Annotated in this window: 20 protein-coding genes; 11 read left to right on the top strand and 9 right to left on the bottom strand. The window is 70.1% G+C overall.

Features of this window, described 5'->3' with window-relative positions:
• The first annotated feature begins 91 nt into the window (after window positions 1-91).
• Window positions 92-1069, top strand: coding sequence for an alpha/beta fold hydrolase (locus AC57B5_RS28120; RefSeq protein ID WP_496400737.1), 978 nt, complete (start codon window positions 92-94; stop codon window positions 1067-1069).
• 35 nt (window positions 1070-1104) lie between these two features.
• Here the strand turns inward: AC57B5_RS28120 and AC57B5_RS28115 are convergent, their stop codons facing one another.
• A complete protein-coding gene (locus AC57B5_RS28115; RefSeq protein WP_496400736.1) occupies window positions 1105-3639 on the bottom strand; it encodes a penicillin acylase family protein in 2535 nt (844 codons plus the stop codon).
• 185 nt (window positions 3640-3824) lie between these two features.
• On the opposite strand from AC57B5_RS28115, the gene AC57B5_RS28110 reads away from it, so the two are divergent.
• The gene (locus AC57B5_RS28110) at window positions 3825-4205 is read left to right on the top strand and encodes a hypothetical protein (protein ID WP_099733165.1); all 381 of its coding nucleotides are present in this window, start codon (window positions 3825-3827) and stop codon (window positions 4203-4205) included.
• Between the two features lie 151 nt (window positions 4206-4356).
• Here the strand turns inward: AC57B5_RS28110 and AC57B5_RS28105 are convergent, their stop codons facing one another.
• From AC57B5_RS28105 to AC57B5_RS28090, 4 genes are all read right to left on the bottom strand, one after another.
• Complete coding sequence (locus AC57B5_RS28105; RefSeq protein ID WP_197943909.1) at window positions 4357-5106, bottom strand: sterol desaturase family protein; 750 nt, start codon at window positions 5104-5106, stop codon at window positions 4357-4359.
• Window positions 5107-5125: 19 nt separating this feature from the next.
• Entirely contained in the window at window positions 5126-6118 is a 993-nt protein-coding gene (locus AC57B5_RS28100; protein ID WP_065348046.1) for an LD-carboxypeptidase, read from the bottom strand.
• Window positions 6119-6476: 358 nt separating this feature from the next.
• Window positions 6477-7904, bottom strand: coding sequence for a tRNA adenosine(34) deaminase TadA (gene tadA / locus AC57B5_RS28095; protein WP_496400735.1), 1428 nt, complete (start codon window positions 7902-7904; stop codon window positions 6477-6479).
• On the bottom strand, window positions 7873-9123 hold the full coding sequence (locus AC57B5_RS28090; RefSeq protein ID WP_496400734.1) for a branched-chain amino acid ABC transporter substrate-binding protein: 1251 nt from the start codon (window positions 9121-9123) through the stop codon (window positions 7873-7875). The genes tadA and AC57B5_RS28090 overlap by 32 nt, the downstream gene beginning before the upstream one ends.
• Window positions 9124-9626: 503 nt before the next feature.
• On the opposite strand from AC57B5_RS28090, the gene AC57B5_RS28085 reads away from it, so the two are divergent.
• Window positions 9627-11633 carry a peptidase U32 family protein gene (locus AC57B5_RS28085; RefSeq protein WP_197943911.1) on the top strand — a complete coding sequence of 669 codons (2007 nt, stop codon included), beginning with the start codon at window positions 9627-9629 and terminating at the stop codon, window positions 11631-11633.
• Here AC57B5_RS28085 and AC57B5_RS28080 read toward each other — a convergent pair.
• Both AC57B5_RS28080 and AC57B5_RS28075 read right to left on the bottom strand, forming a co-directional pair.
• Complete coding sequence (locus AC57B5_RS28080; protein WP_012206611.1) at window positions 11597-11878, bottom strand: hypothetical protein; 282 nt, start codon at window positions 11876-11878, stop codon at window positions 11597-11599. The genes AC57B5_RS28085 and AC57B5_RS28080 overlap by 37 nt on opposite strands.
• A gap of 10 nt (window positions 11879-11888) precedes the next feature.
• Window positions 11889-14231: an FdhF/YdeP family oxidoreductase gene (locus tag AC57B5_RS28075; protein WP_496400733.1), complete on the bottom strand. Its 2343-nt coding sequence runs from the start codon at window positions 14229-14231 to the stop codon at window positions 11889-11891.
• A gap of 128 nt (window positions 14232-14359) precedes the next feature.
• On the opposite strand from AC57B5_RS28075, the gene AC57B5_RS28070 reads away from it, so the two are divergent.
• Window positions 14360-14824, top strand: coding sequence for a GNAT family N-acetyltransferase (locus AC57B5_RS28070; protein WP_447915305.1), 465 nt, complete (start codon window positions 14360-14362; stop codon window positions 14822-14824).
• 47 nt (window positions 14825-14871) lie between these two features.
• Here the strand turns inward: AC57B5_RS28070 and AC57B5_RS28065 are convergent, their stop codons facing one another.
• Both AC57B5_RS28065 and AC57B5_RS28060 read right to left on the bottom strand, forming a co-directional pair.
• Complete coding sequence (locus AC57B5_RS28065) at window positions 14872-15600, bottom strand: alpha/beta fold hydrolase (RefSeq protein WP_043819670.1); 729 nt, start codon at window positions 15598-15600, stop codon at window positions 14872-14874.
• Between the two features lie 40 nt (window positions 15601-15640).
• Complete coding sequence (locus AC57B5_RS28060; RefSeq protein WP_496400732.1) at window positions 15641-18415, bottom strand: winged helix-turn-helix domain-containing protein; 2775 nt, start codon at window positions 18413-18415, stop codon at window positions 15641-15643.
• Between the two features lie 181 nt (window positions 18416-18596).
• Between AC57B5_RS28060 and AC57B5_RS28055 the strand changes: the two genes are divergently transcribed.
• The 7 genes from AC57B5_RS28055 (at window position 18597) to AC57B5_RS28025 (ending at window position 25271) form a co-directional block, all read left to right on the top strand.
• The gene (locus AC57B5_RS28055) at window positions 18597-19379 is read left to right on the top strand and encodes an SDR family NAD(P)-dependent oxidoreductase (RefSeq protein ID WP_034395951.1); all 783 of its coding nucleotides are present in this window, start codon (window positions 18597-18599) and stop codon (window positions 19377-19379) included.
• 134 nt (window positions 19380-19513) lie between these two features.
• On the top strand, window positions 19514-20698 hold the full coding sequence (locus AC57B5_RS28050) for an acetyl-CoA C-acetyltransferase (RefSeq protein WP_012206616.1): 1185 nt from the start codon (window positions 19514-19516) through the stop codon (window positions 20696-20698).
• Between the two features lie 69 nt (window positions 20699-20767).
• Window positions 20768-21592 carry an ABC transporter ATP-binding protein gene (locus AC57B5_RS28045; protein ID WP_496400731.1) on the top strand — a complete coding sequence of 275 codons (825 nt, stop codon included), beginning with the start codon at window positions 20768-20770 and terminating at the stop codon, window positions 21590-21592.
• Window positions 21576-22301, top strand: coding sequence for an ABC transporter ATP-binding protein (locus AC57B5_RS28040; protein ID WP_496400730.1), 726 nt, complete (start codon window positions 21576-21578; stop codon window positions 22299-22301). The genes AC57B5_RS28045 and AC57B5_RS28040 overlap by 17 nt, the downstream gene beginning before the upstream one ends.
• Window positions 22302-22306: 5 nt before the next feature.
• Entirely contained in the window at window positions 22307-23179 is an 873-nt protein-coding gene (locus AC57B5_RS28035) for a branched-chain amino acid ABC transporter permease (protein WP_012206619.1), read from the top strand.
• 176 nt (window positions 23180-23355) lie between these two features.
• Window positions 23356-24384: a branched-chain amino acid ABC transporter permease gene (locus AC57B5_RS28030; RefSeq protein WP_496400729.1), complete on the top strand. Its 1029-nt coding sequence runs from the start codon at window positions 23356-23358 to the stop codon at window positions 24382-24384.
• A gap of 29 nt (window positions 24385-24413) precedes the next feature.
• Window positions 24414-25271: an enoyl-CoA hydratase-related protein gene (locus AC57B5_RS28025; RefSeq protein ID WP_496400728.1), complete on the top strand. Its 858-nt coding sequence runs from the start codon at window positions 24414-24416 to the stop codon at window positions 25269-25271.
• The last annotated feature ends 31 nt before the right edge of the window (window positions 25272-25302 follow it).

The raw sequence follows: 25302 nt of genomic DNA, 5'->3' as shown, positions 1-25302 counted from the left end.
CCGGGAGCCGTGCTGGCGCACCGGGAAATCCCCAGCCACCGCTGTCCCGCCCCTGACTGCTGCACAGCAGCAAACCGGAATAATCGGCGGGATGCTGCAAGCCCCCTCTTCCCTCCCCGCCCCGGCCGCTGAAGAAGCGCCCATCTACGCTCCCACACGCCCCTGGCGCTCGCGCATGGTGCCGGTGCGCACCATGGAGTACCACGTGCGCGAGTGGGGGCCCGTGGATGGAGATCCCGCGCTGGCGCCGCTGGTGCTGGTGCACGGCTGGATGGATGTGGCGGCCTCCTACCAGTTCGTGGTCGATGCCTTTGGCGATGCCTTCATGGCGGGGCGCCGCATCATTGCGCCGGACTGGCGCGGCTTCGGCCTGAGCCGGCCGGCCTGGCCTGCCGACCGGCATGACTTTGCCGACTACCTGGGCGACCTGGACCACCTGCTGGACACCCTGGTGGGCGATACGCCCGTGGACCTGGTGGGCCACAGCATGGGCGGCAACGTGTCCATGATGTACGCGGGCGCGCGGCCTGCGCGCATACGCCGGCTGGTCAATCTGGAGGGCTTCGGCATGCCGGCCACCCGGCCCGACCAGGCGCCCGCACGCTACGCGCAGTGGATGGACGAGCTGCGCCAGCTGCGCAGCGGGGGCATGGAGCTCAAGAGCTATGACAGCGTGCAGGACGTGGCGCGCAGGCTGATGAAGACCAACCGCCGCCTGCCCGGGGACAAGGCGCTGTGGCTGGCCCACCACTGGGCGGCGCCCGATGCGCAGGGCCGCTGGGAAATCCTGGGCGACACGGCGCACAAGCTCATCAGCGCACAGCTGTTCCGCGTGGAAGAAATCCTGGCCCTGTACCGGGCGATCACGGCGCCGGTACTGGCCGTCGAGGCCAGCGACGACAGCCTGGGCATGTGGTGGAAGGACCGCTACACGCTGGCCGAGTACCACGAGCGCATCGGGCAGATTGCGGACTGCCGCACGGCCGTGGTTCAGGACGCGGGCCACATGCTGCACCACGACCAGCCGGCGGACGTGGCCGGGCTGATCGAGCAATTCCTCAGCACCTGAGGCCTGCGCGCGCCGCTACTGCGGCCTATTGCAACCTACTGGGGCCGCAGCATCATCGAATGGCGCCAGCGCGCAGGCGCCATCTGCAGCGGCCGGTAGCGGCCGTCGGCCCATTCGGCAGACATGTCAGCATAGCGGCTGGACAGGGCCACGCCGCTTTGGCCGGTCTGGTAGATGAACAGCGAGCGCTCGGGCTCGGCCAGGTCGTAGATGGCGCGCAGCGATGCCGCATGGCGGTTGGCGAACGGTGTCCTGGCATCACCGGGCAGGTACTGGCCCACGTTGACGGTGTAGCTGTCACCGCCCGAAGGCACGCTGACATTGAAGATGCCCGCCAGCAGCCCCACGCTGCCCAGCGGCCGGTGGCTGCTCAGGGCCGCATGCGCCGTGCCCCAGCGCCAGCGGCCCAGATCGCTGCCCTGCATGGACTGCAGGCGCACCAGCGCCCGGTCCAGCGCCTGGCTGACCTGGGCACTGCAGCCTGCAGCCGCGCACCACCAGCCGTCGCGGCGTTCCAGCATGCCCTCGATGCCTGCGCGGTAGTCGCGCTTGCCATAGGTGGCCGCAAAGGTCTGGGCGCCAATGCGCGGGATCACCAGGCCGCGCGTGAGTTCGTCCACCCAGGCGGCAAAGATCAGGGGCGCGGCCTGCGCAGCGTCCATGCGGCCGTCGAACTGCGCCATCACCCGGCGCGCCTGCGGGGCCAGCGGATGTGTGGCCGGCGCTTCGTCCAGGGCCTTGAGCATTTGCGGCAGCAGGGCGCGGGCGGCCAGCGAGGTCTGGTCGTTCTGGATGGAGGCCATGCTGACCACGTCGTGCCTGTCCTTCGCCTCGATGAGCTCGGAGATGCGGCGATGCCGGTACGGCAGGCTCCAGTCCTGGGTGAGGAAGTGGGCATAGCCCTCGCGCGTGATGCGCTGGTTGGCGGTGGCCAGATAGCCCAGCGCCGTTCCATCGTCCTGCGGGGCCTGGTCGTAGGGCAGCCAGCCCTGCCAGTCGTAGCGTGCCTCCCAGCCCGGCGCGGGCGCCACGCCGCGCAGGTCGTTGTCGGCCGCACGCAGCGGCACCCGGCCTGCGGCCTTGAAGCCGATGGCGCCATGCACATCGGCCGCGACGATGCTCTGCATGGGCGAGTGGTAGTCGGCAAAGGCCTCGAACAGCTGGGCCACGCTGCGCGCCTCGTTGGCCCGCAGGCCCGCCTGCACGGTGAGGTTGTCGGTGTCCAGCGCCGCCCAGCGCAGGGCCACGGCGTAGCGGCGCTTGTCGAGCACGGCCTCGTACTGGGGCTGCACATCGCTGATCACGGGGCCGTGGCGCGTGCTGCGCAGCGTGAGCTGCACATCGGCCCGGCCCTTGACCCTGATGCGCTCGCTGCGCTCGGTGAAAGGCGCCCAGCCGTCCGGCGTGCGGTAGCGGCCCGGGTTGCCTGGATCGATCTGCTCCAGGTACAGATCCTGCACATCGGGATTGGTGTTGGTGAAGCCCCAGGCCACCTCGCGCGTGCGCCCCAGCACCACGAAGGGCAGACCCGGCAGGGTGGCCCCCACCACGTCGATGGGCGACAGCGGCGTGCCGTCCTGCGCCTGGCCGGCGGGCGACTGCAGGCGTGCGTAGTACCAGATGGCGGGCGCGCTCAGGCCCAGATGGGGATCGTTGGCCAGCAGCGGCTTGCCGCTGGCCGTGCGGCTGCCCGACAACACCCAGTTGTTGCTGCCCTTGCCGTCGTTGGTGCCCGCATCGCGCACCATGTCGCGGGACCAGCGGGCCCAGGCATCGCTCGCCTCGCTGGCGGCAGCCACCTTGGACGCAGACGCAGACTGTGCCTCCTGGCGGTACACGCCCAGGCCCCGGTAGAGGGCCGCAAGGTCGGTGGAGGTGGCCGGCGCCTCGCCCGGATAGGGTGGCATCAGCTGCCACAGCTGCTGTGTGTCCAGTTGCGAGAGCGCGGCCAGCCGCGCGAACTCGTTGCCCCAGTTGCCGCCCAGGTCCAGCGCCATCATCAGCGCCCAGCCCACGCTGTCCTCGGGCGCCCAGGCCGAGTTGTCGCCACCACCCGGCGACGTGTCCAGCAGCATGAACTCGGGCACCTGCGGGTGCTGGCGCATGGGCAGCGCCGCGTAGAAGGCCGCGATGCCCTCGCTGTAGGCCTGCAGCGCCTCGCGCGCGTTGGCGGGCAGGGATGCGTACTGGCGCCGCGCCGCGCCGCGTATGTCCAGCGCGCGCATGAGCTTGTCGGTATCCAGCGTGGCCGGGCCGAGGATCTCGGACAGCGTGCCATGCATCAGGCGGCGGTTGAACTCCAGCTGCCAGCCGCGTTCCTGCGCATGCACATGGCCCAGGGCACGCCACAGGTCCTGCGGCGAGAAGGCGCTGATATGGGTGATGTCGGCATCATCGCGCCGCACGCGCACGGGCTGCTCCAGCCCGGCCAGCGTGAGCTGTCCGTCAAGCACCGGCTGCACGCGCACGGCATAGATGGCCAGCGCGCTGCCGGCCAGCAGGGCCGAGCCGACCACCGCCACGGCGCCCACACCCCACCACCGCGAGTTCAGGATTCGCATGATTCCCATTCTTTTCCCCACCCTCTGCTTTTTTCGTATCGTAGTGTTGCAGTTTGTAGCATATGCGCGCGCGACATGCTCACATTGCTCACGGCAGAAAGCCGCGCCTGCAGGGCGCAGGCTTCAGGCGACAATCACTGCCGGCCCTGCACACATGGATGCAGGGCAACCGACAGAAACAGGAAGTACGTGGAATGTGGCCTTTCAGCCTCTTGAAGAAGCTCACCCAGGACCCGCCCGTGGGCCAGCCCCGTGGTGACTACATCGGCTGCTACCTGCTGGGCACCGAGGCGCCGGGCCAGGCCGGCGTCAGCTACGTCTCGCTGGCCACCACGCGCGAGCAGCTGGAGGCCGACGCCCGCGCCTACCTTGAAGGCTTCGTGCGCGACCACCCCGAGGCCGCCGACACCGACCTGTCCGCCATCCACTCCCTGCTGGAGAACCTGCCCCAGCGCCTGGACGCCCACCTGTCCAGCGACACGCGCGTGCCGCTGGCCGAGCAAGGCGGCACCGTGCTCTTCCTGCGCACCGGCATGCGCGCCCGCCGCAAGGAAAACGGCCGGTATCTCGAATAGCAGTCAGCCCCCACCGCCACCGTACAGAGCCTCAAAAACTGGCGCGGCCAAGAACAAGGGACAGCGAGCAAGGGCCTACGCCGGCCGCGCCGCCCCGCAGCGAGGCTGTCGCCCCCCCCCGCGAAGCGAGAGGGGGAAGGCGCGCAGCGCCTCAGGGGGCGTTCTGCTTGTGCACGTCTTGCCAGCGCAGCATGTCGGTCACGCGCTCGGCCTTGTCGGCATCAAAGCCCAGGCGCTCCACCCGCTCGGCCGGATTGGCCCAGGTGCCGAACAGCAGGTCCCAGACGGGCAGGCCGTAGTTCTGCGCATGGTGGCCGTACTGGTGGTGCACGGTGTGCATCTCGGGCCGCTGCACGATGTATCCCAGCCAGCGCGGCGTGCGGATGTCGGCATGCAGGAACAGATCGAACGCCCCCGTGAGGCCGATGGCGAAGGCGGCAGCCAGCGGGCTGGCCCCCAGCACCCAGTAGCTGGACAGCGCGCTCAGCAGCACGGCGGCCGCCGTGTCCATGGGATGGGCGAAAAACGCCGTGAGCGCCTCCACGCGCGGCGCGCTGTGGTGCAGCTGGTGGAACAGGCGCCACAGCGTGTCCGACCGGTGCGTGGCGCGGTGCCACCAGTAAAAGACAAAGCTGGTCAGCACAAAGCTCAGCGCGCCCACGGCCCAGGCCGGCCATTGCCGGCCCACGTCCAGCAGCGCATGGCGGCGGATGCTGTCCGAGAACAGATGGCCTACCGCCAAGGTGGTGGCCAGCGTGCCCAGGCCCAGCAGCGTGGACAGGATCAGCCAGCGCCGGTCGCAATGGTTGCGCGAGGCCGGCGCGATCACCTCGCGCGTGAAGATGCCGACGAACATCAGCGCCAGCAGCGGGTAGGCCGCGAACTCCCACATCTGCAGCATGCCGTCCGCTCCTTGCCGCTCAGTGCACGTGGCCCCAGTAGATCAGCGCATCGCGCCCTTCGACCGACAGCGACACGGGCGCACCCACGGGCAGCATCACCTTGGTCGGCACATGGCCGTAGGGCAGGCCCTGCAGCACGGGGCACTTGACCTGGCTGCGCAGCCAGTCGATCACGGTCTGCAGCTTGAAGCCCTTGTCATGCGAGCTGAGCTTGAACTCGCTGAACTGGCCGAACACGATGGCCTTTTGCTGGGCCAGCACGCCGGCATGCAGCAGCTGGGTCAGCATGCGTTCCACGCGGTAGGGATGCTCGCCCACATCTTCCAGGAACAGGATGCCGCCCTTGATCTGCGGGAAGTAAGGCGTGCCCAGCAGGGAGACCAGCACGGCCAGGTTGCCGCCCCACAGCGTGGCGCCGCCGCTGATGTAGAAATCCTTGACGGCAGGCTTGCCGTCTTCGCGCAGGCCGATCTTCGGCATCTGCCAGCCCGCGCCCTCGCCCTGGCCGCTGAGCAGGTCGTTGAAGCAGTCCAGCATGATGTCGTCCACGCCGCCCTCGTCGTCGGGGCGGCCGAAGTCGTGCACCAGCAGCGGGCCGGCCCAGGTGGTGGCGCCGGTCTTGGCCAGCAGGGCCAGCGACAGCGCCGTGAAGTCGCTCAGGCCCACGAAGCGCGTGCCGCCTGCGATGGCCTTGGCCACGGCCTTGTACTTGATGCCCGGCAGGATGCGCGTGAGGCCGTAGCCGCCGCGCGTGGGCAGCGCCAGGTCGGCACCGCTGGCCGCTGCGCGCTCGATGGCCGCCAGGCGCGTGGCGTCGTCGCCTGCAAAGCGCTGGTGGCTGCTCAACGCGTCGGCATCGATCTCCACCTGATGGCCCATGGCCTCCAGGCGGCGCACGCCGCGCTTGAAGCCGGCCTTGTCGCGCACGGCACCGGCGGGCGAGTAGATATAGATGTGGCGCGGACCCTGGTCATGTGCATGGCCGCAGCAGCTGCCATCGGCGGCATGCACATGGCCGTGATCGTGATCGTGGCTGTGGGCAGCGCCATGGTCATGCGCCGCAGCATGCGAATGCTCCTGTGCACGGTCATGGCCATGTGGATGTTCGTGCCCGTGGGCACAGCAGGTGCCGTCGGCGGAATGCACATGTTCGTGCGCATGATCAACGGGTGCAGGCGCGGCGGCGGCTGCCTTTTTGCGGGGCGTGCCGGATGTGCTGGGTGTGCCGGGCGTGCTGGAAGAGCGGGAACTGCGCGAAGTGGCCAAGGTGGTTCCATGCCGGCCCTGGCCGGCATGCTCCATATTGCAAGGGGAGTGAAGACGGGGACCTGCCGCCGCGCAGCCCCGGCAAGGGGCCGGCGGCGCAGGCCTACGGGCGGAAGTATTCCACAGCGTCGGCCACCATGCCGGCAGCGCACAGGGGAACCCAATGGCCGCACGGGGATAGGCGCAGCTGCGCTGGCGGCAGCTGTGGCAGCGCCTGCAGCCAAGCCTGGCGCCATGCGGGCGCGGGCATCAGCGCATCGTGCTCGCCGCCCTGCACCCACAGGCGCTGCTGTTGGCTCCACTGCACCAGCAACTCCATCGGCAGCGCCGGCATTTCGGCCTGCACCCGGGGCCAGGCCTGCAGCGCGGCGCGGTGGCCGGGTTGGGAAAACGGCAGGTTCCAGGCCTGCGGCTGTGCGCCAGCCTCCCTGCCCACCTCGGGCATGGCGCGGCCCACGGGCCATGACGGCTTGCGCGCCGCCTGCGCAAACCATTGCACGCAGGCATCGGGCGCAGGGCCTGCGGGCCAGGCATTCATGAGCCAGGCGCCGCAAAAACGGGCGGGCTCGGCCTGCGCCACGGCCAGGCCCAGGCGCGCGCCATCGTCATGGCCGACCAGCACGATGCTTCGCAGGTCCAGCGCCAGCACCAGCTCGCGCAGCACTTGCACATGCCAGGCCGCGCTGTGCGCCTTCTCCTTCTTGGGCTGGTCGCTGCGGCCAAAGCCCGGCAGGTCGGGGACCACCACGCGATGGCCGGCCTGGAGCCAGCCGGGCAGCATGGGCTGGAACAGCTGGCCCCATGAGGGGCTGCCGTGAAGGCACAGCCAGGTCAGCGGCGCATCGTGCGGTCCTTCATCGACCACGGCCAGGCGCAGGCCTGCCAGCGCCGGCAGGTCGCTGCGCCACTGCGGCTGGGCAAAGCCGCCAAAGGTGGAATCCGCATGGCGCAGCGACGTGTCCTTGAGTGGATGCGGCTGGGCCGCGCGCTGCTCGGCGCGGCGCGTGCGAAAGAAGTCCGACATCAGGGCCGCGCATTCCCCGGCCAGCACGCCGCGCGTCACCTGCGTGTGGTGGTTGATCTGCGGCAGCGCAAACACGTCCAGCACCGATCCGGCCGCGCCCGTGCGCGGCTCGGCCGCGCCATAGACCACGCGGCCCAGGCGCGCATGCAGCATGGCGCCGCTGCACATGGTGCAAGGCTCCAGGGTCACGTAGAGCGTGCAATCGTCCAGCCGGTAGTTGCCCAGGCGCGCGGCCGCATCGCGCAGCGCCAGCACCTCGGCATGTGCCGTGGGGTCGCCCTGGGCCACGGGCGCATTGCGGCCCTGGCCGACGATGGCGCCGTCCTTGACGATGATGGCGCCCACGGGCACCTCGCCCGCCTGGGCGGCGGCACGCGCCAGCTCCAGGGCGGCGCGCATCCAGGCCTCGTCGTCGGCCTGCGGCAGTGGACGGTGCTCGGCAGTCAAGGTGTCACAGTGTCCGGGCGACAGGGGGTCAGGGCAGCGGCTTGCGCACGCCCTGCGCATAGTGGTAGAGCGTGACGACCGGCGCCTGCAGTTCGCCCTGGGGCGTGAAGGCAATCGGCGCCGTCACGCCGTCATGCCGGGTCTGGCGCAGATAGGGGATATAGGCGTCGGGCCGGATGGAGTCGGCCCGCACCATGGCCTGGGCCAGCACCATGGTGGCGTCGTAGGCGTAGGGGCTGAAGACCTGGTACTGGTCGGGAAAGCGCTGGTCGTAGCGCTGCTTCCAGGCAGCGCCGCCCGGCATGCGCTCCAGCGGGCTGCCGCCCACGGCGCAGGTCACATTGCGCAGCGGGGACGTGTTGCCCGCCAGCTCGGGCAGGCGCAGCGTGCACAGGCCGTCGCCGCCCAGCAGGCGCACCTTGTCCATGGCCAGCTGGGCCATCTGCCTGAGCATGGGGCCGGCCTGGGCGTCCAGGCCGCCGAAGAAGATGGCGTCCGGCTTCTTGCCCTTGATGGCCGTGAGGATGGGCACGAAGTCGGTGGCCTTGTCGCCGGTGAACTGCTTGTCCACGATCTCGATGCCCTGCTCGCGCGCCTCGGCCTCGAACAGCGCCACGATGCCCTGGCCGTAGGCCGAGCGGTCATCGATGATGGCCGCGCGCTTGACGCCCAGCTTGCCCACGGCGTGCGCGACCAGCGCATCGACCATGGCGCGGTCGTCGGCGATCACGCGGTAGGTGGTGTCGTAGCCCGCCTGGGTGATGGCCGGGTTGCTGGCTGCGGGCGTGACCATGACGATGCCGCAGTCGTGGTAGATGGATGTGGCCGGCAGCGTGGTGCCCGACTGCAGGTGGCCGACCACGGCCGCCACCTTCTTGTCGCACAGGCGCCGGGCCAGGGCCACGGCCTGGCCGGGGTCGCCGCCATCGTCGCCGGCCTCCAGCTTCCAGCGCAGCTTGCGCCCGCCGATCTCCAGCCCCTTGGCGTTGAGATCGTCCAGGGCCATGCGCACGCCGTTTTCCTCATCCTTGCCCAGGCTGGCGATGGGGCCGGACACCGGCCCCGCATGAGCAATGCGCACCACCAGGGGCGCATCGGCTGAACTGGGTGCAGCAGGTGCAGCGGCCGCACCGGGTGCAGCCGCCGCAGCGGAAGCCCCTGCCGACTGCCCGTTGGCCGGGCCGCTTCCCGGCAGCGCCCAGGCCAGGCCGCCGCTGCCCAGCAGGGTGCACAGCAGGGCCGGGCCGGCCCACGGGAAATGGCGAATCGAGGCGTGCATGGCAACTCCTGGAAAAAACGGTCAATCTGTGAAACAGGCGCCCTGGCAAACGAAATCCGCTGCGGCGTGGCCCACTCGGGCGCTGCCCGGCCGGGCAAGGCCTGGCGCAGAAAGCGCGCATCAGGCCCGGGGCGGGGCAGGCACGGGCCGGGGTATCCGGCATGGCGGCCTGGCCCGTGCAGTGCGCATCCTAAAGGATAGGCAAAAACCGGCGCCGCCCGCCAGGGCATCGGGCGCATACCCCCTGGCGCGCGTTTTTTCGGGGCTGCGGCGATAATGCTGCGCCTCACCGCAAGCGGGCTGCGAGGTTTTCGTCGCCGGACCGCCCCAAGAGTGGGGGCCTTTTTTTGTCGCCGGGCCGCCCCAAGACAAAAAGCGGCCCCCTTGGGGGGCAGCGGACCTTGCGCAGCAAGGGTAGCGTGGGGGCCAGTTTCCCCCGCATTGCGCCCGACGCCCGGCCCCCACGCCGGTGCGGGTACGAACACAGAACACCACAAAGCCCCATGTCCCTCCTGCCCCACCAGCTCGAACTCCTGTCACCCGCGCGCGATGCCGACATCGGCATCGAGGCCGTGAACCATGGCGCCGACGCCGTCTACATCGGCGGCCCGGCCTTCGGCGCACGAGCCACGGCGGGCAACGACATCCGCGACCTGCAGCGCCTGATCAACCACGCGCACCGCTTCGGCAGCCGTATCTTCATCACGCTCAACACCATCCTGCGCGACGATGAACTGGAGGCCGCGCGCAAGATGGCCTGGCAGATCTACGAGGCCGGTGCCGACGCGCTGATCATCCAGGACATGGGCCTGCTGGAGCTGGACCTGCCGCCCATCCAGCTGCACGCCAGCACCCAGACCGACATCCGCACGCCCGAGAAGGCGCGCTTCCTGCAGGACGCCGGCCTGTCGCAGATCGTCGTTGCGCGCGAGCTGGACCTGCAGCAGATCGCCGCCGTGCGCGCGGCCACCGACCCGGCGCGCACCACCATCGAATTCTTCGTGCACGGCGCGCTGTGCGTGGCCTACTCGGGCCAGTGCTACATCACCCACGCCCACACGGGCCGCAGCGCCAACCGCGGCGACTGCAACCAGGCCTGCCGCCTGCCCTACGAGGTGCTGGACGCCAGCGGCCGCATCATCGCCCACGAAAAGCACGTGCTGTCCATGAAGGACAACAACCAGAGCGACAACCTGCGCGCCCTGATCGACGCCGGCGTGCGCAGCTTCAAGATCGAGGGCCGCTACAAGGACATGGGCTACGTGAAGAACATCACGGCCCATTACCGCAAGCTGCTGGACGAAATCATCGAGGAGCGCGAGTTCTCCGACACGCCCCTGGCGCGCTCATCCTCGGGCAGCACCACGTTCAGCTTCACGCCCGACCCCGACCAGAACTTCAACCGCGAGTTCACCGACTACTTCGTCAATGGCCGCAAGGAAGACATCGGCGCCTTCGACACGCCCAAGACGCCGGGCCGCGCCATCGGCTGGGTCACCAAGGTGGGCGAGAACTTCGTGGAGATCGAGACCTCGAGCCGCGACACCGAACTGCACAACGGCGACGGCCTGTGCTACTACGACCTGCAAAAGGAACTGGTGGGCCTACAGATCAACCGCGCCGAGTCGGTGGATGCGAAGAAGTCGCTGTGGCGCCTGTTCCCCAAGGACCCCATCGCCGGCTTCAAGGACCTGCGCAAGGGCCTGGAGGTCAACCGAAACCGCGACATGGCCTGGGTGCGCACGCTGGACAAGAAGTCCAGCGACCGCCGCATCGGCCTGTGGGCCGAACTCAAGGAAACGCCCGACGGCTTTGCGCTCACGCTGACCGACGAGGACGGCTTCACCGCCACTGCCTCCATCGCGCAGGAACACCAGGCCGCCACCGACGCAGCCCGTGCCGAGGCCACGCTGCGCGAGCAGCTGGGCCGCTTCGGCGCCACCATCTTCTCCGTGCATGACATCGGCCTGCAGCTGAGCCAGCCCTGGTTCGTGCCGGCCTCGGCCCTGAACCAGCTGCGCCGCGACGCCGTCGCCGCGCTGGAGGCCGCGCGCCAGGCCGGCTTCGTGCGCCTGCCGCGCGCCCTGCCCGTGGAGCCGCCCGTGCCCTTCCCCGAGGACACGCTGACCTATCTGGCCAACGTCTACAACCAGAAGGCACACGACTTCTACATCAAGCACGGCGTCAAGGTCATGGACGCGGCCTACGAGAGCAAGGAAGAAGAAGGCGAAGTCAGCCTGATGATCACCAAGCATTGCGTGCGCTTTTCCATGAGTCTGTGCCCCAAGCAGGCCAAGGGCGTCATCGGCGTCAAGGGCACCATCAAGGCCGAGCCGCTGCAGCTGATCAACGGCAAGGAAAAACTCACGCTGCGCTTCGACTGCAAGCCCTGCGAAATGCACGTGGTGGGCAAGATGAAGCGCGCGGTGATCAACCAGCACGCCAAGGAAATGCAGGAGTTTCCGATGCAGTTCTACCGCACGCGGCCCGTGCCCTCGGCCAGCGCCTGACAGGCTTCGGCCTCCACCCACAAGCGCCCGCGCTCCGTCAGGGCCGCCAGCCACCGCCCCTCTTCCTGCTCCAGCCTGACCCAGCCCGGCCCCGGTGTGCCGGCAATGGGCGCATCGCCCATCAGCGCCAGGCAGCGCATGAGCACGCTGGCGCCCTGCCCCAGTCGCTTGCCCAGCCTGGGCAGGGACATGGGTGCGGGCTCGGTGGCCAATTCGCGCAGGATGGCGGCGGCCAGTTCTTCCATGCCTTGCACTTCAGGCCGCCATTTCTTCCAGCGCGGGAGACGGCACGGCAGGCAGCCTGTGCGCCACCAGCTGCACGGGAATGGACTTGGAGCTGGGCGTGCCCGCCACGATGGCCGTAGCCGACAGCGGCACCAGCGGATTGGTCTCCGGATAGTAGGCAGCGATGCAGCCGCGCGGAATGTCGTAGGCCACGAGCCTGAAGCGCTCGGCGCTGCGCTGCTGGCCGTCATCCCACACCGTCTGCAGGTCCACCCAGTCGCCATCCTTCATGCCCAGGGCGCGGATGTCCTCGGCATGGATGAAGACCACGCGGCGCTGTCCGAAGACGCCGCGGTAGCGGTCGTCCATGCCATAGATGGTGGTGTTGTACTGGTCGTGCGAGCGCGTGGTGAACAGCGTGAACACCGGCGATGCGCCGGGGCTGCGCGCGGCGCGCGCGCGGTGCACGGGCGTGTCGCGCGGCACGGCGTGCACGAAGAAGCCGGCCTTGCCCCGGGGCGTCTCCCAGATGCGTTCGCTCGCCGCATTGCGCAGCTTGAAGCCGCCCGGCACGGCCACGCGCGCGTTGAAGTCGTGGAAGTCGTCGAAGACCTGCTCGATCAGCTCGCGTATGCGTGCATAGTCGCCAGCCAGCTCCAGCCAGGGCACGGGCCGCTGCGCGCCCAGCGTGGCAGCGGCCAGGCGCGCGACGATGGCGATCTCGCTGAGCAGGTGCTCCGACGCAGGCGGGTTGATGCCGCTGGAGATATGGACCATGCCCATGGAGTCCTCCACCGTCACGCCCTGCGGCCCGGTGGCCTGCATGTCGATCTCGGTGCGGCCCAGGCAGGGCAGGATCAGCGCCTCGCGGCCGTGCACCAGGTGGCTGCGGTTGAGCTTGGTGGTCACATGCACGGTCAGGTCGCAGCGGCGCAGTGCCTGCCAAGTGGCATGCGTGTCGGGCGTGGCCGCCGCGAAGTTGCCGCCCAGCGCAAAGAAGACCTTGCCCCTGCCTTCGAGCATGAGGCGGATGGACTCGACCACGTCCACGCCGTTGGCACGCGGCGGCTCGAAGCCGAAGACCTGCTGCAGCCGGTCCAGCAGCGCGGCCGGCGGCTTCTCCCAGATGCCCATGCTGCGGTCGCCCTGCACATTGCTGTGGCCGCGCACCGGGCAGGCACCTGCGCCGGGGCGGCCTATGTTGCCGCGCAGCAGCAGCAGGTTGACCAGCATCTGCACGGCGGCCACCGAATGCATGTGCTGCGTGATGCCCATGCCCCAGCAGACGATGGTGCTGCGGGCGGCGATGTAGACCTCGGCCGCCGTCTGCATCTGCGCGCGGCTCAGGCCGGACTCGGCCTCCAGCAGGCCCCAGTCCTCGGCACGCAGGTCCTCGGCCAGGGCCTCGAAGCCGGTGGTGTGTTCAGCGATGAAGGCATGGTCCAGCACGCCGCCGCACCCATGCCCCAGTGCATCGTCCTGCGCGATCACATGCTTCATGATGCCCTTGACGGCCGCGATGTCGCCGCCCACGCGCAGTTGGAAGTAGTGCGTGCTGATGGGCGTGGCGCCCAGGGTGGCCATCTCCAGCTTGCTTTGCGGGTCCTGGAAGCGCTCCAGCCCGCGCTCGCGCAGCGGGTTGAAGCTCAGGATGCGCGCACCGCGCTTGTGGGCTGCGCGCAGCTCGCCCAGCATGCGCGGGTGGTTGGTGCCGGGGTTCTGGCCGAAGATGAAGATGGCATCGGCCTGCTCGAAATCGGCCAGCTGCACCGTGCCCTTGCCCACGCCGATCTGCGGCTTCATGCCGCTGCCGCTGGGCTCGTGGCACATGTTGGAGCAGTCGGGGAAATTGTTCGTGCCGTAGGCGCGCACGAACAGCTGGTAGAGAAAAGCCGCCTCGTTGCTGGCGCGGCCCGAGGTGTAGAAGATGGCCTGGTCAGGGTCGGGCAGCGCGTTCAGGTGGCGGGCAATCAGCGCAAAGGCGTCGTCCCAGGCGATCGGCCGGTAGCGGTCGCTGGCCGCGTCATACACCATGGGTTCGGTGAGCCGGCCCTGGTCCTCCAGCCAGAAATCGCTTTGCGCCATGAGCTCGGCCACCGTGTGCCGGGCAAAGAATTCGGGCGTCACGCGGCGCGCCGTGGCCTCGGCCGCCACGGCCTTGGCGCCGTTCTCGCAGAACTCGAAGGTGGAATGGTGGTTGCGGTCGGGCCAGGCGCAGCCCGGGCAGTCGAAGCCGTCGGGCTGGTTGGCCGACAGCAGGGTCTTGGCGCCCTTGACGGCGATATCCTGGCGCATCAGGGCCTGGCTCACGCTGCGCAGTGCGCCCCAGCCGCCAGCGGCCCCCTTGTAGAACTCGATCTTTTGTTCGGACATGGGCCGGGAGTGTTCCGCCTGTCCATGATCCAGGTCAAATCACATCTCCAAATGGAGAGATTCAGCAAAGATATGAGCACGGCATCCTTGCCCTGCGCCATGCTGGCAACCTCCGCCCCGGACCACCGATGAACTCCACAGCCATACACACCGCCATCCCCGAAGACGCCGCGCTGATCGCCCCGCTGTTCGATGCCTACCGCCAGTTCTACGAGCAACCTGCGGATGCCGACGCGGCGCTGGCCTTCATCACGGCGCGGCTGGAGCGCGGCGAATCCGTGATCCTGCTGGCCCGCCGACCGGACGGCAGGGCCCTGGGCTTTTGCCAGCTCTATCCCTCGTTCTGCTCTGTACTGGCCGCGCCCATCTACGTGCTCTACGACCTCTTCGTGGCGCCCGATGCGCGCCGCCTGGGCGTGGGCCGCGCCCTGCTGCTGGCGGCCGAAGCCCATGCACGCGCCACGGGCCATGCACGCATGGACCTGACCACGGCACGCAACAACCTGCGCGCCCAGGCGCTGTACGAGTCGCTGGGCTGGGTGCGTGATGAAGTGTTCCTGACCTATGCGCGCACGCTGGGCAATGCGGGTTAGAAGCCTGAAACTCAGTGGCGAAGACAGCCACGCGAGCCAGGCTCTCTTCAGCGCAGAAAACCGCGAATTGCCTGCGCAAACACTTCGGGCCGCTCGGCGGCCAGCATGTGGCCGCAGCCAGCCAGTGTGGCCTGGCCTGCGCACTGCGTGAGAGCCCAGTCCGGTACGTTCCAGCCTGCGCGCGAGCGTTCGCCAGCCAGCAGGTACACGGGACGCCGCTCGAAGACCTCGCACAGCATGGGCAGGTAGCCGGCATCGCCCGTCACATCGATGACGGAGCGTCCCATGGCCCGCAGCGTGCCGGCATCCTGGTGGTCCAGCCAGCGGGCAGCGGTGGCGGCCATGTGCGCAGGCGCCTCGGCAATGGCTCCGCGCAACCAGGCCAGCGGCTCGGCGCGCAGGCGCGCCAGCATGGCCTCGGCCTCGTCCTGGGACATGCGGCCCACGGAGGCCGACCAGAAAGCGTCATCCAGCGTGAAGTTGCCCTCGACGTTGACGATGCGGCGCACGCGTCCGGGATGCGTGTGCGCCAACAGCATGGCAATGGCCCCGCCCACTGAATGGCCGACCAGATCGACAGGGCCGCCACCCATGTGCGTGTCGATGTAGGCGCGCAGGTGCTCCACCTGGGCCGGCAGCGACACCCGGCCGGCGTCCACGGCCCTGCAGTCGCCATAGCCCAGCAGGTGGGGCGCGGCATGCGGCAGATCGAATGAGGCCACATCGAAGCTGCCGATGAAGCCATGGATGAAGAGAGCGGGCGGCTGGGGGTGCATGCCGGTATTCCTGGTGGACGCGAAAAAGGCGATTGTCCCCTCAGCGCAAAACCCGCAGCTCCCGCGCCAGCGCCACGGCCTGGGTGCGGCTGCGCGCGCCCAGCTTGAGGTTGATGCTGCGCAGGTGGGTGCGCACCGTGCTGTCGGAGACGAAGAGCTTCTCGGCCATGGCCGCATTGGAGTAGCCCGAGGCCAGCAGCTCCAGCACGCGCAGCTCCTTGCGGGTCAGGGGCTCGGCAAGCGCCGTGGCCGGCGCCAGGCCCTGGGGAGCATCCGCTGCCTGCAGCTCGGGGGGATCGGCGGGCTCGGCAGGCTCGCCCAGGGCAGACAGCAGCCGCTGCGCATGGGCGGCCGCCTCCGGCTCCGCCGGTTCCGTGCGGCGCGACAGTGAAAGCGTCTGTGAAGGCGATAGTGAGGACGACAGCACGCGCTGCAGCACGGGCGCGAGCAGCGGCCCCTCATCGAGCATCAGGCGCACAAAGCCTTCGCTGGCCCCGTGGCGCAGCGGCTGGGCCAGCATGGCGGCTGCGGCGTCCATGTCGCCGCAGCCCGCCTCGGCCAGCGCGCACAGCACCTGCAGCTTGAGGCTGCGGTGGCGGCGCCCGCGCAGTTGCGCATCGGCCAGCAAGGGGGCGATGGCATCGCGCACGGCACGGCAGTCGCCAAAGTGCAGCCCCCAGCGCAGCCGGGCGATGGCGATGTCCTCCACCTCGTGCGGCGGCAGGCGCAGGCGTTCCACGCGCGGCCATACGCCGGGATCGTCGGCACGCTCCAGCGCCTCGGACGCGGCGGCCCGGTTGCCCTGCAGCACGAAGATGCGCGCATGCTCCAGCCGCGCGCTGGCCGTCACGCGGGGCAGCTGGCGTTCATGCCCCAGGTACTCCAGTTCGGTCAGCAGGCCGAAGGCCGCATCCACATCGCCACGCACGAAGGCAATGCGCGCACGCATGCGGTAGCTGGAGATCACATGGTCGGGCAGGCCCACGTCGCGGGCCAGCGGCAGGTAGACGTTGAGCAGGTGGTCGGCGCCATCGAGGTCGTTGGTCTCGTAGAGCACGCCGGCATGCAGCACGCCGGCCCAGGCATTGCCGTTGGTGGGGTTGTAGGAGGCGCTGCGCGGCGTGGCGGCCAGCGCCACGCGAAAGCGCGATGCCGCCTGCCGCAGCCGCCCGCCTGACAGGTCCAGCACGCCCTCCATGGCCTCGGTGTACATGCGGCTGAACAGGCTGCCGGCCTGGGTGCTGCGCGCTGCGTCCAGCAGGCGGTGGGCCTCCTCGGCATCGCCCAGCACCGACACCACGTAGGCCATGGCATTGGTCAGCGAGCTGTCCGCGAACGGCCGGCAGCTGGGCAGGCAGGCCAGCGCCTGGCGGCCCAGGGGCGCCGCCTCTTCCACGCGGTCCATCATGGCCAGCAGCAGCGGCTGCAGGGCCATGACCAGCGCCTGCGCGGCGGGGTCTGCGGCCATGCGGGGCCGCAAGGCGTCCAGCCGCTGCTGCGCCTGCCAGGGGCCGCGCGTGAAGCAGTCGGCATAGGCGGCCACGGCCTGCAACAGCGGCTCGCGCACCATCAGCGGCGCCGGCATGGCCGAGAACCAGCGTGACAGCAGGCGCATGCGGCCCTGCTCCATCAGCGCCTCGGCATGGCGCGCCAGCAGGGACAGGGCATGCGGCAGGTCGCCGCCTTCCAGCGCATGCTCGATGGCGGGCACGGGCCGGCCGCAGGATTCGTACCAGCCGCTGGCCGCCAGGTGAAGGCGCGTCAATTCACCGGGCTGCTCGCGCAGCAGCTGCGCGCGCAGGAAGTCGGCAAACATGCTGTGGTAGCGCCAGCTGTGCCCTCCCTGGCCACCCTGCGCCTCGTCGGCCAGCGGCACGAGGAACAGGTGGGCCTGCTCCAGCGCCTGCAGCATGGCGGCGCCGTCCGCGCGCGGCACCAGGGCCTGGCAGACCTGGGCATCCAGCGTGCGCAGGATGCTGGTGCGCAGCAGGAAGTCGCGCACGGACGCGGGCTGCTGGGCCAGCACATCCTCGGCCAGGTAGTCGGCCACGGCGCGCTCCGAGCCCGAGAAGCGCTCGATGAAATCGCTGTGCGGGCCATGGCGCTCCAGCGCCAGCGAGGCCAGCCACAACGCGCCTATCCAGCCTTCGGTCTTGTCCAGCAGCCGCGCCAGGGCCTCGCGCGGCAGCGGGCAGCCGCGCAGGCGAAAGAACTCCTCGGCCTCGCCCACGGAAAAGCGCAGCAGCGCCGCATCGATCTCCAGCAACTGGCCACTGGTGCGCAGCCGCCCCAGTCCCAGGGCCGGCAGCGCGCGAGAGCCTATGACCAGGCGCCCGCGCTCGGGCAGCTGCTCCATGAGCTGGCGCACCAGGCCGAGCACGGCATCGTTGTGCAGCACCTCGAAATCATCGATGAACAGCGCAAAGGAGCGGCCCTCACCGGCCAGCGCATGCAGGGCCTGGGACAACTCGCCGGCGCCTTGCGACGGCCCCACCCCCAGGGTGCGCACGGCCGCGCCCAGGCACTGCAGAAAGCGCGAGACATCGTTGTCGGCGGCATCCAGCGTCAGCCACGCCGTGGCCTGGCCCTCCGCCTGCAGGCGCTCGCGCATCTGGCGCATGGCCGTGGTCTTGCCGAAGCCGGCCGGCGCGCGCACCAGCACCACGCGGGCGCGCAAGGCCTCCGGCCAGCGCGCGGCAACGGCCAGCCGGGCCACCTGGGCGGCAGCGGCGCGCGGCGGGCTCAGCTTGGCCTGCGGCACGTAGCCGGAACCCGGACCGGGGCCGGAGGAAGGGGTGGGCGCTGGGGGCTGCATGCAGGCAGGGGCACTGTGAAGGGGTGAGGCACCGGGCACTTTCGTCGGTTTCGACGATGGCGGCAAGACGGGGCGATTCCTAGACTTGAAGGCAGATCATAGGTGGCGAACCGCCCCCTGTCCCGATCCAAGGCGACAGGCAACGGCGTGCCGCCAACGCACCAACCAAGGAGACCTTCACATGCAGCTTGACGCAAGCATCAGCGCCGTCGTCACGGGCGGGGCATCGGGCCTGGGCGCGGCCACCGCGCGCCGCCTGGCCGCAAAAGGCGTGCGCGTTGCCCTGTTCGACCTCAACGAGACGGCCGGGCAGGCGCTGGCGCGCGAGACAGGCGGCCTGTTCTGCCGCGTGGACGTGACCGACGAGGCCAGCGTGGACGCGGGCTTTGCCCAGGCGCGCGCGGCCCACGGGCAGGAGCGCATCCTGGTCAACTGCGCGGGCACGGGCAATGCCGTCAAGACGGCCAGCCGCGACAAGGCCACGGGCGAGATCCGTCATCTTCCCGTGGCCAATTTCGACCGCATCATCCAGATCAACCTGGTGGGCACCTTCCGCTGCATCGCCAAGTCGGCGGCGGGCATGCTCACGCTGGAGCCGCTGGCCGACGGCGAGCGCGGCGCCATCGTCAACACCGCCTCGGTGGCGGCGCAGGACGGGCAGATGGGCCAGGCCAGCTACTCGGCCAGCAAGGCCGGCATCACGGGCATGACCCTGCCCATCGCGCGCGACCTCATGGGCGAAGGCATCCGCGTGAACACCATCCTGCCCGGCATCTTCGACACGCCGCTGCTGCAGGGCGCGCCCGACAACGTGAAGGCCGCGCTGGCCGCCTCCGTGCCCTTCCCCAAGCGGCTGGGACAGCCCGACGAATACGCCCACCTGGCCGAGACCATGATCACCAACGGCTACTTCAACGGCGAGTGCGTGCGCCTGGACGGCGCCATCCGCATGGCACCGCGTTAGGCGTACCGCCCAGGCACCACGGCAGGCACCGTCCCCGCGTTTTCCCTGGCCGGAATCGTCGCTTGCGACGATGCCCGGCCCGCGCCGGCCGGGCCACCATCCCCCCCAGGAATACAGGAACAGGAGACATATCCATGGCACAGGCATACATCGTCGCCGCCACGCGCACGGCGGGCGGCAAGCGCGGCGGAAAGCTCTCGGGCTGGCATCCGGCCGATCTCGCGGCCCAGGTGCTGGACGAGCTGGTGCGCCGCAGCCAGGCCGACCCGGCCCAGGTCGAGGACGTGATCATGGGCTGCGTCAGCCAGGTCGGCCAGCAGGCGACGAACGTGGCGCGCAACGCGGTGCTGGCCTCGTCCCTGCCCGAGTCCGTGCCGGGCACCACGGTGGACCGGCAGTGCGGGTCGTCCCAGCAGGCACTGCATTTCGCGGCCCAGGCCGTGATGTCGGGCAGCATGGACATGGTGATCGCCGCAGGCGTGGAGAGCATGTCGCGCGTGCCCATGGGCACGCCCAACGCCCTGCCCGCCAAGGCCGGCCTGGGCGTGTACATGAGCCCGGCCATGCAGCAGCGCTACCCGGGCGTGGAGTTCAGCCAGTTCATGGGCGCCGAGATGATGGCCGGCAAGTACGGCCTGGCCAAGGACCAGCTGGACGCCTATGCGCTGCAAAGCCATGAGCGCGCCGTGCAGGCCGCGCGCGAGGGCCGCTTCGACCGCGAGATCCTGGCCGTGCAGGCGCGCAGCGCCGAAGGCGGTGCCGAGGGCGAAGGCCAGCCGCACACGGTGGATGAAGGCATACGCTTCAACGCCACGCTGGAGGGCATCGCCGGCGTCAAGACCATCCGCGAGGGCGGCTGCGTGACGGCGGCCACGGCCAGCCAGATCTGCGATGGCGCCAGCGGCGTCATGGTGGTCAGCGAGCGCGGCCTCAAGGCCCTGGGCGTGCAGCCGCTGGCGCGCATCCACCACATGAGCCTGCTGGGGCATGACCCCGTGATCATGCTGGAGGCCCCCATCCCCGCCACCCAGGCCGCGCTGAAAAAGGCCGGCATGCGCATCTCCGACATCGACCTGTACGAAGTCAACGAGGCCTTCGCCCCCGTGCCCCTGGCCTGGCTGCAGGCCACGGGCGCCGATCCGGCGCGGCTCAACGTCAACGGCGGCGCCATTGCGCTGGGCCATCCGCTGGGCGCCTCGGGCACCAAGCTCATGGCCACGCTGATCCACGCCCTGCATGCGCGCGGCGGGCGCTACGGCCTGCAGACCATGTGCGAAGGCGGGGGCATGGCCAACGTCACCATCATCGAGCGTCTTTAGGCGCCGCCATGCCACCGTGCGACCGGCGCGGCCCGCGCCGGTCGCCCACCATCGGGGGGAGGGAAAGCCATGAGCCAGGACTCGCAGCCCCTGCTGCGCATCGAAGGCGTTTCGCTGCGCTTCGGCGGCATCGTCGCGCTGGACAGCGTGAGTTTCGATGTTGCGGCAGGCCAGATCTGCGGCCTCATCGGCCCCAACGGCGCAGGCAAGAGCAGCCTGTTCAACTGCCTGTCGCGGCTGTATGCCTGGCAGGCCGGCCGCATCCGCTTTCGCGGCCAGCCGCTGGCCACGCTGGCGCGCCACCGCATGGCCGCGCTGGGCATGGGCCGTACCTTCCAGAACCTGGCCCTGTTTTCCAGCATGACGGTGGCCGACAACGTGCGCCTGGGCACGCACAGCCACCAGCACGCCGGCTTTGTGCGCGATGCCCTGCGCCTGCCCGGCGTGCGCCGGCGCGAGGAAGAAGCCCGCGCCCAGGCGCAATCGCTGATGGCCCTGCTGGAGCTGACGGGCGTGGCAGAGCGCCGCGTGGCCGACCTGCCCTTCGGCACGCAAAAGCGCGTGGAGCTGGCGCGCGCCCTGGCCTGCCGCCCGCAGTTGCTGCTGCTGGACGAGCCGGCCTGCGGCCTCAACCATGAGGAGCTGGCCGGCCTGGGCGACCTGATCCTGTCGCTGCGCGACCGGCTGGGGCTGACCGTGCTGCTGGTGGAGCACCACATGGGCCTGGTCATGCGCGTGAGCGACAAGGTCGTGGCGCTGAACTTCGGCCGCAAGATCGCCGAAGGCACGCCGGGCGAGGTTCGCGCCCATGCCGAAGTCATCCGCGCCTACCTGGGTTCGGAAATGCAGCCGCAGGATCAGGACAGGGAGGTGGCGCATGCCGGCACTGCTTGAAATCCGCGGACTGCATGCGGCCTACGGGTCGGTGCGCGTGCTGGACGGCATCGACATGGACCTGGCCGAAGGCCGCGTCACGGCCCTGCTGGGCGCCAATGGCGCGGGCAAGACCACCACGCTGCGCGCCATCTGCCGCCACCTGGTGGACACAAGCGGCGAGGTGCGCCTGGCCGGCGAACGCATAGACCGGCACAGCACCGAGCGCATCGCGCGCCAGGGCGTGGGCCATGTGCCCGACGGGCGCGGCACCTTCGCCCAGCTCAGCGCCGAGGACAACCTGCGCCTGGGCGCGCAGGCGCGCCCCACGCGGGCGGCCCGCGCCGACGTGGCCGGCGATATGGAGCGCATGTTCGGCTACTTCCCCCGCCTGCGCGAGCGCCGCACCCAGCAGGCCGGCACGCTGTCGGGCGGCGAGCAGCAGATGCTGGCCATAGGCCGCGCCCTCATGGGCCGCCCGCGCCTGCTGCTGCTGGACGAGCCCTCCTTCGGCCTGGCGCCGCTGGTGGTGCGCGACATCTTCGGCATCCTGCGGCGCATCAACGCCGAGCAGGGCACGACCATTCTTCTTGTGGAGCAGAACGCGCGCCTGGCGCTGGAGCTGGCGCACAGCGCCTACCTGCTGGAGACCGGCCGCATCGTGCTGCACGGCCCCAGCGAAGCCATGCGCCGCAACGATGCGGTACGCCAGGCCTATCTCGGGGAGTAGCGGCCATGGACGCCTTCATCCACCAGTTGCTGGCCGGCCTGGCCACGGGCGGCATCTACGCCACCGTGGCGCTGGCCCTGGTCATGATCTACCAGGCCACGCACCACATCAATTTCGCGCAGGGCGAGATGGCCATGTTCTCCACCTTCATCGCCTGGGCGCTGCTGCAGGCGGGGCTGCCGTACTGGTGGGCCTTCCTGGCCACGGTGGCGCTGTCCTTCGTGCTGGGCGCGGCGGTGGAGTTCGCCATCATCCGCCCCATGCACAAGGCGGCGGACCTGGCCCAGGTGGTGGTCTTCATCGGCCTGCTGATCGTCTTCCACAGCCTGGCCGGCTGGATCTTCGGCTACACCATCAAGGAGTTTCCCAGCCCGTTCCCGGCCGACGCCTGGTATGGCAGCGCCCTGATGTCGGCCCACGAGGTGGGCACCATCTTCGTGGCCCTGGCCATCGTGGCCCTGCTGTTTGCCTTCTTCCGGCTCACGCCGCTGGGGCTGGCCATGCGCGCGGCCGCGCAGAACCCGGCCTCCTCGCGCCTGGTGGGCATCTCCGTGGGGCGCATGCTGATGCTGGGCTGGGGCCTGGCCGGCGCCATCGGCGCGGTGGCCGGGATGATGGTGGCGCCCGTGGTCTTCCTCGATCCGCACATGATGAGCGGCGTGCTGCTGTATGCCTTTGCGGGCGCGCTGCTGGGCGGCATCGACAGCCCCGCGGGCGCCGTGCTGGGCGGCTTCATCGTGGGCGTGCTCGAAAACCTGGTGGGCAGCTACGTGGTCGGCACCGAACTCAAGCTCTCGGTGGCCCTGGTGCTGATCGTGGGCGTGCTCATCGTGCGGCCGGCCGGGCTGATGGGCCGCAAAGTCGTCAGGAGGGTTTGAACAATGCCCTCCCTGAGCGGCTACGCCGCTTCCTGTTGCACGGCGCCCCCTCTCTCGCTACGCGGGAGGGGGAAGACACCCTCGCGGCGGGGCGGCGCGGCCGGCTTAGGCCCTTGCTCGGTGTCCCTCGCTTTTGGGCCACGCCAGTTTTGTGCCAAACGCCCTGGAGAACAATGATGTCCACACGATCCGCCTCCTCGTCTGACGCACTGGTCGCCGCCACCAGCGCGCGCCGCCCCCTGCCCCTGGGCACGGTACTGATCGCGGCGCTGGCGCTGGCGGCCTGCTCGCTGGTCTTCGTGGCCAAGGGCTACCAGCTGTTCCAGGCCACCATGGTGCTGGCCTATGCCGTGGCCCTGGTGGGGCTGAACATCCTCACGGGCTACAGCGGCCAGATCTCGCTGGGCCATGGCGCCTTCTTCGCCATAGGCGCCTATGCGGCCGGCATCCTGATGGACCGCGCGGGCCTGGCCTACTGGCTGGCCGTGCCTGCAGCGGGCCTGGTGAGCCTGGCGGCGGGCTACCTGTTCGGGCGGCCCGCGCTCAGGCTGGAAGGGCTGTACCTGGCGCTGGCCACCTTTGCGCTGGGCGTGGCCATGCCCCAGCTGCTCAAGTACCGCCACCTGGAGGCCTGGACCGGCGGCGTGGGCGGCATCGTGCTGACCAAGCCCGAGGCGCCCTGGGGCCTGCCGCTGGATGCCGACCAGTGGTTCTACCTCTATGCATTGGCCGTGGCGGCGCTGCTGTTCTGGATGGCGCGCAACCTCATAGACAGCAGCAGCGGCCTGGCGCTGCGCGCCATCCGCGACCACGCCATGGCGGCCGAGGCCATGGGCGTGGACAACGCGCACTGCAAGTCCATGGCCTTTGCGATTTCGGCCGGCTACACGGGCGTGGGCGGCGCGCTGTCGGCCATTGCCGTGCAGTTCGTGGCGCCCGACTCCTTCACCATGTTCCTGTCCATTTCGCTGCTGGTGGGCGTGGTGGTGGGCGGCGTGGGAACGCTGTGGGGCGCGCTGTTCGGCGCCCTGTTCATCATGTTCATCCCGGGGCTGGTCGAGCAGGTGTCCAAGGCCGCGCCCTGGGCCGTCTACGGCACCGTGCTCATCGTCTTCATGTTCGCCATGCCCGGCGGCGTGATGGGCCTGCTGCACCGGCTGGGCCGGCCGGGCCGGCGCCTGCCCCTGCAGCGGCCGCGTGCCTGACTTTCCATCCCCACCCACAGGAGCCCCCCATGAATTCCAGTCCGGCCGTCCGCATGGAACGCCACGGCGACAACGGCAACAACGGCGAGATCGCCCTCATCGTCCTCCAGGACAGCGCCCGCATGAATCCGCTGGGCAGGCCCTTGCAGCTGCGGCTGCGCGAACTGCTGGCCGAGATGCGCGAGGACACCTCCCTCCGCGCCCTGGTGCTCACCGCCGAGGGCCGGGGGTTTTGCGTGGGCGCGGACCTGTCGTCCATGGGCGGGGCGCAAGGCGGGGCACAAGGCGGGGCCCAGGCCGATGGCCGCACGCTGGGCGCGCAGACGGCCGACAACATGCACCAGCTGTCCAACCGCCTCATCCTGGACCTGCAGCAGTTGCCCGTGCCCGTGGTCTGCGCCATCAACGGCGCGGCAGCCGGGGCCGGCGTGGGCCTGGCCCTGGCCGGCGACGTGGCGCTGGCGGCGCGCTCGGCCTACTTCTACCTGCCTTTCCTGCCGCGCCTGGGCATCGTGCCGGACCTGGGCACCACCTGGTTCATCGAGCGCCGGCTGGGCCGTGCGCGCGCTCTGGGCCTGTCCCTGCTGGGCGACAGGCTGGGCGCGCAGCAGGCTGCCGACTGGGGCCTGGTCTGGGCCTGCGTGGACGACGAGGCCCTGCGCGAACAGGCCCTGGCCACGGCCGCCCGCCTGGCGCGGCTGCCGGCCGGCGCCGTGCTGGAAGCCCGCCGCGCGCTGGACCACGCAGCCGCTTCCACGCTGGAGCAGCAGCTTCACTACGAGGCCGAACGCCAGCGCGAGCTGGTGGGCGCGCCAGCCTTCATGGAAGGCGTGCAGGCCTTCATGCAAAAGCGCGAACCCGTGTTCGCGCCACGCCAGCCGGGCTGACCGCCGCGCCTTCCCCCCACGCCTTCCCGAC

The sequence above is a fragment of the Delftia sp. BGA-UO-ETr-SB1 genome (assembly GCF_059567865.1).
This window is presented reverse-complemented; position numbering and strand designations above follow the sequence as displayed.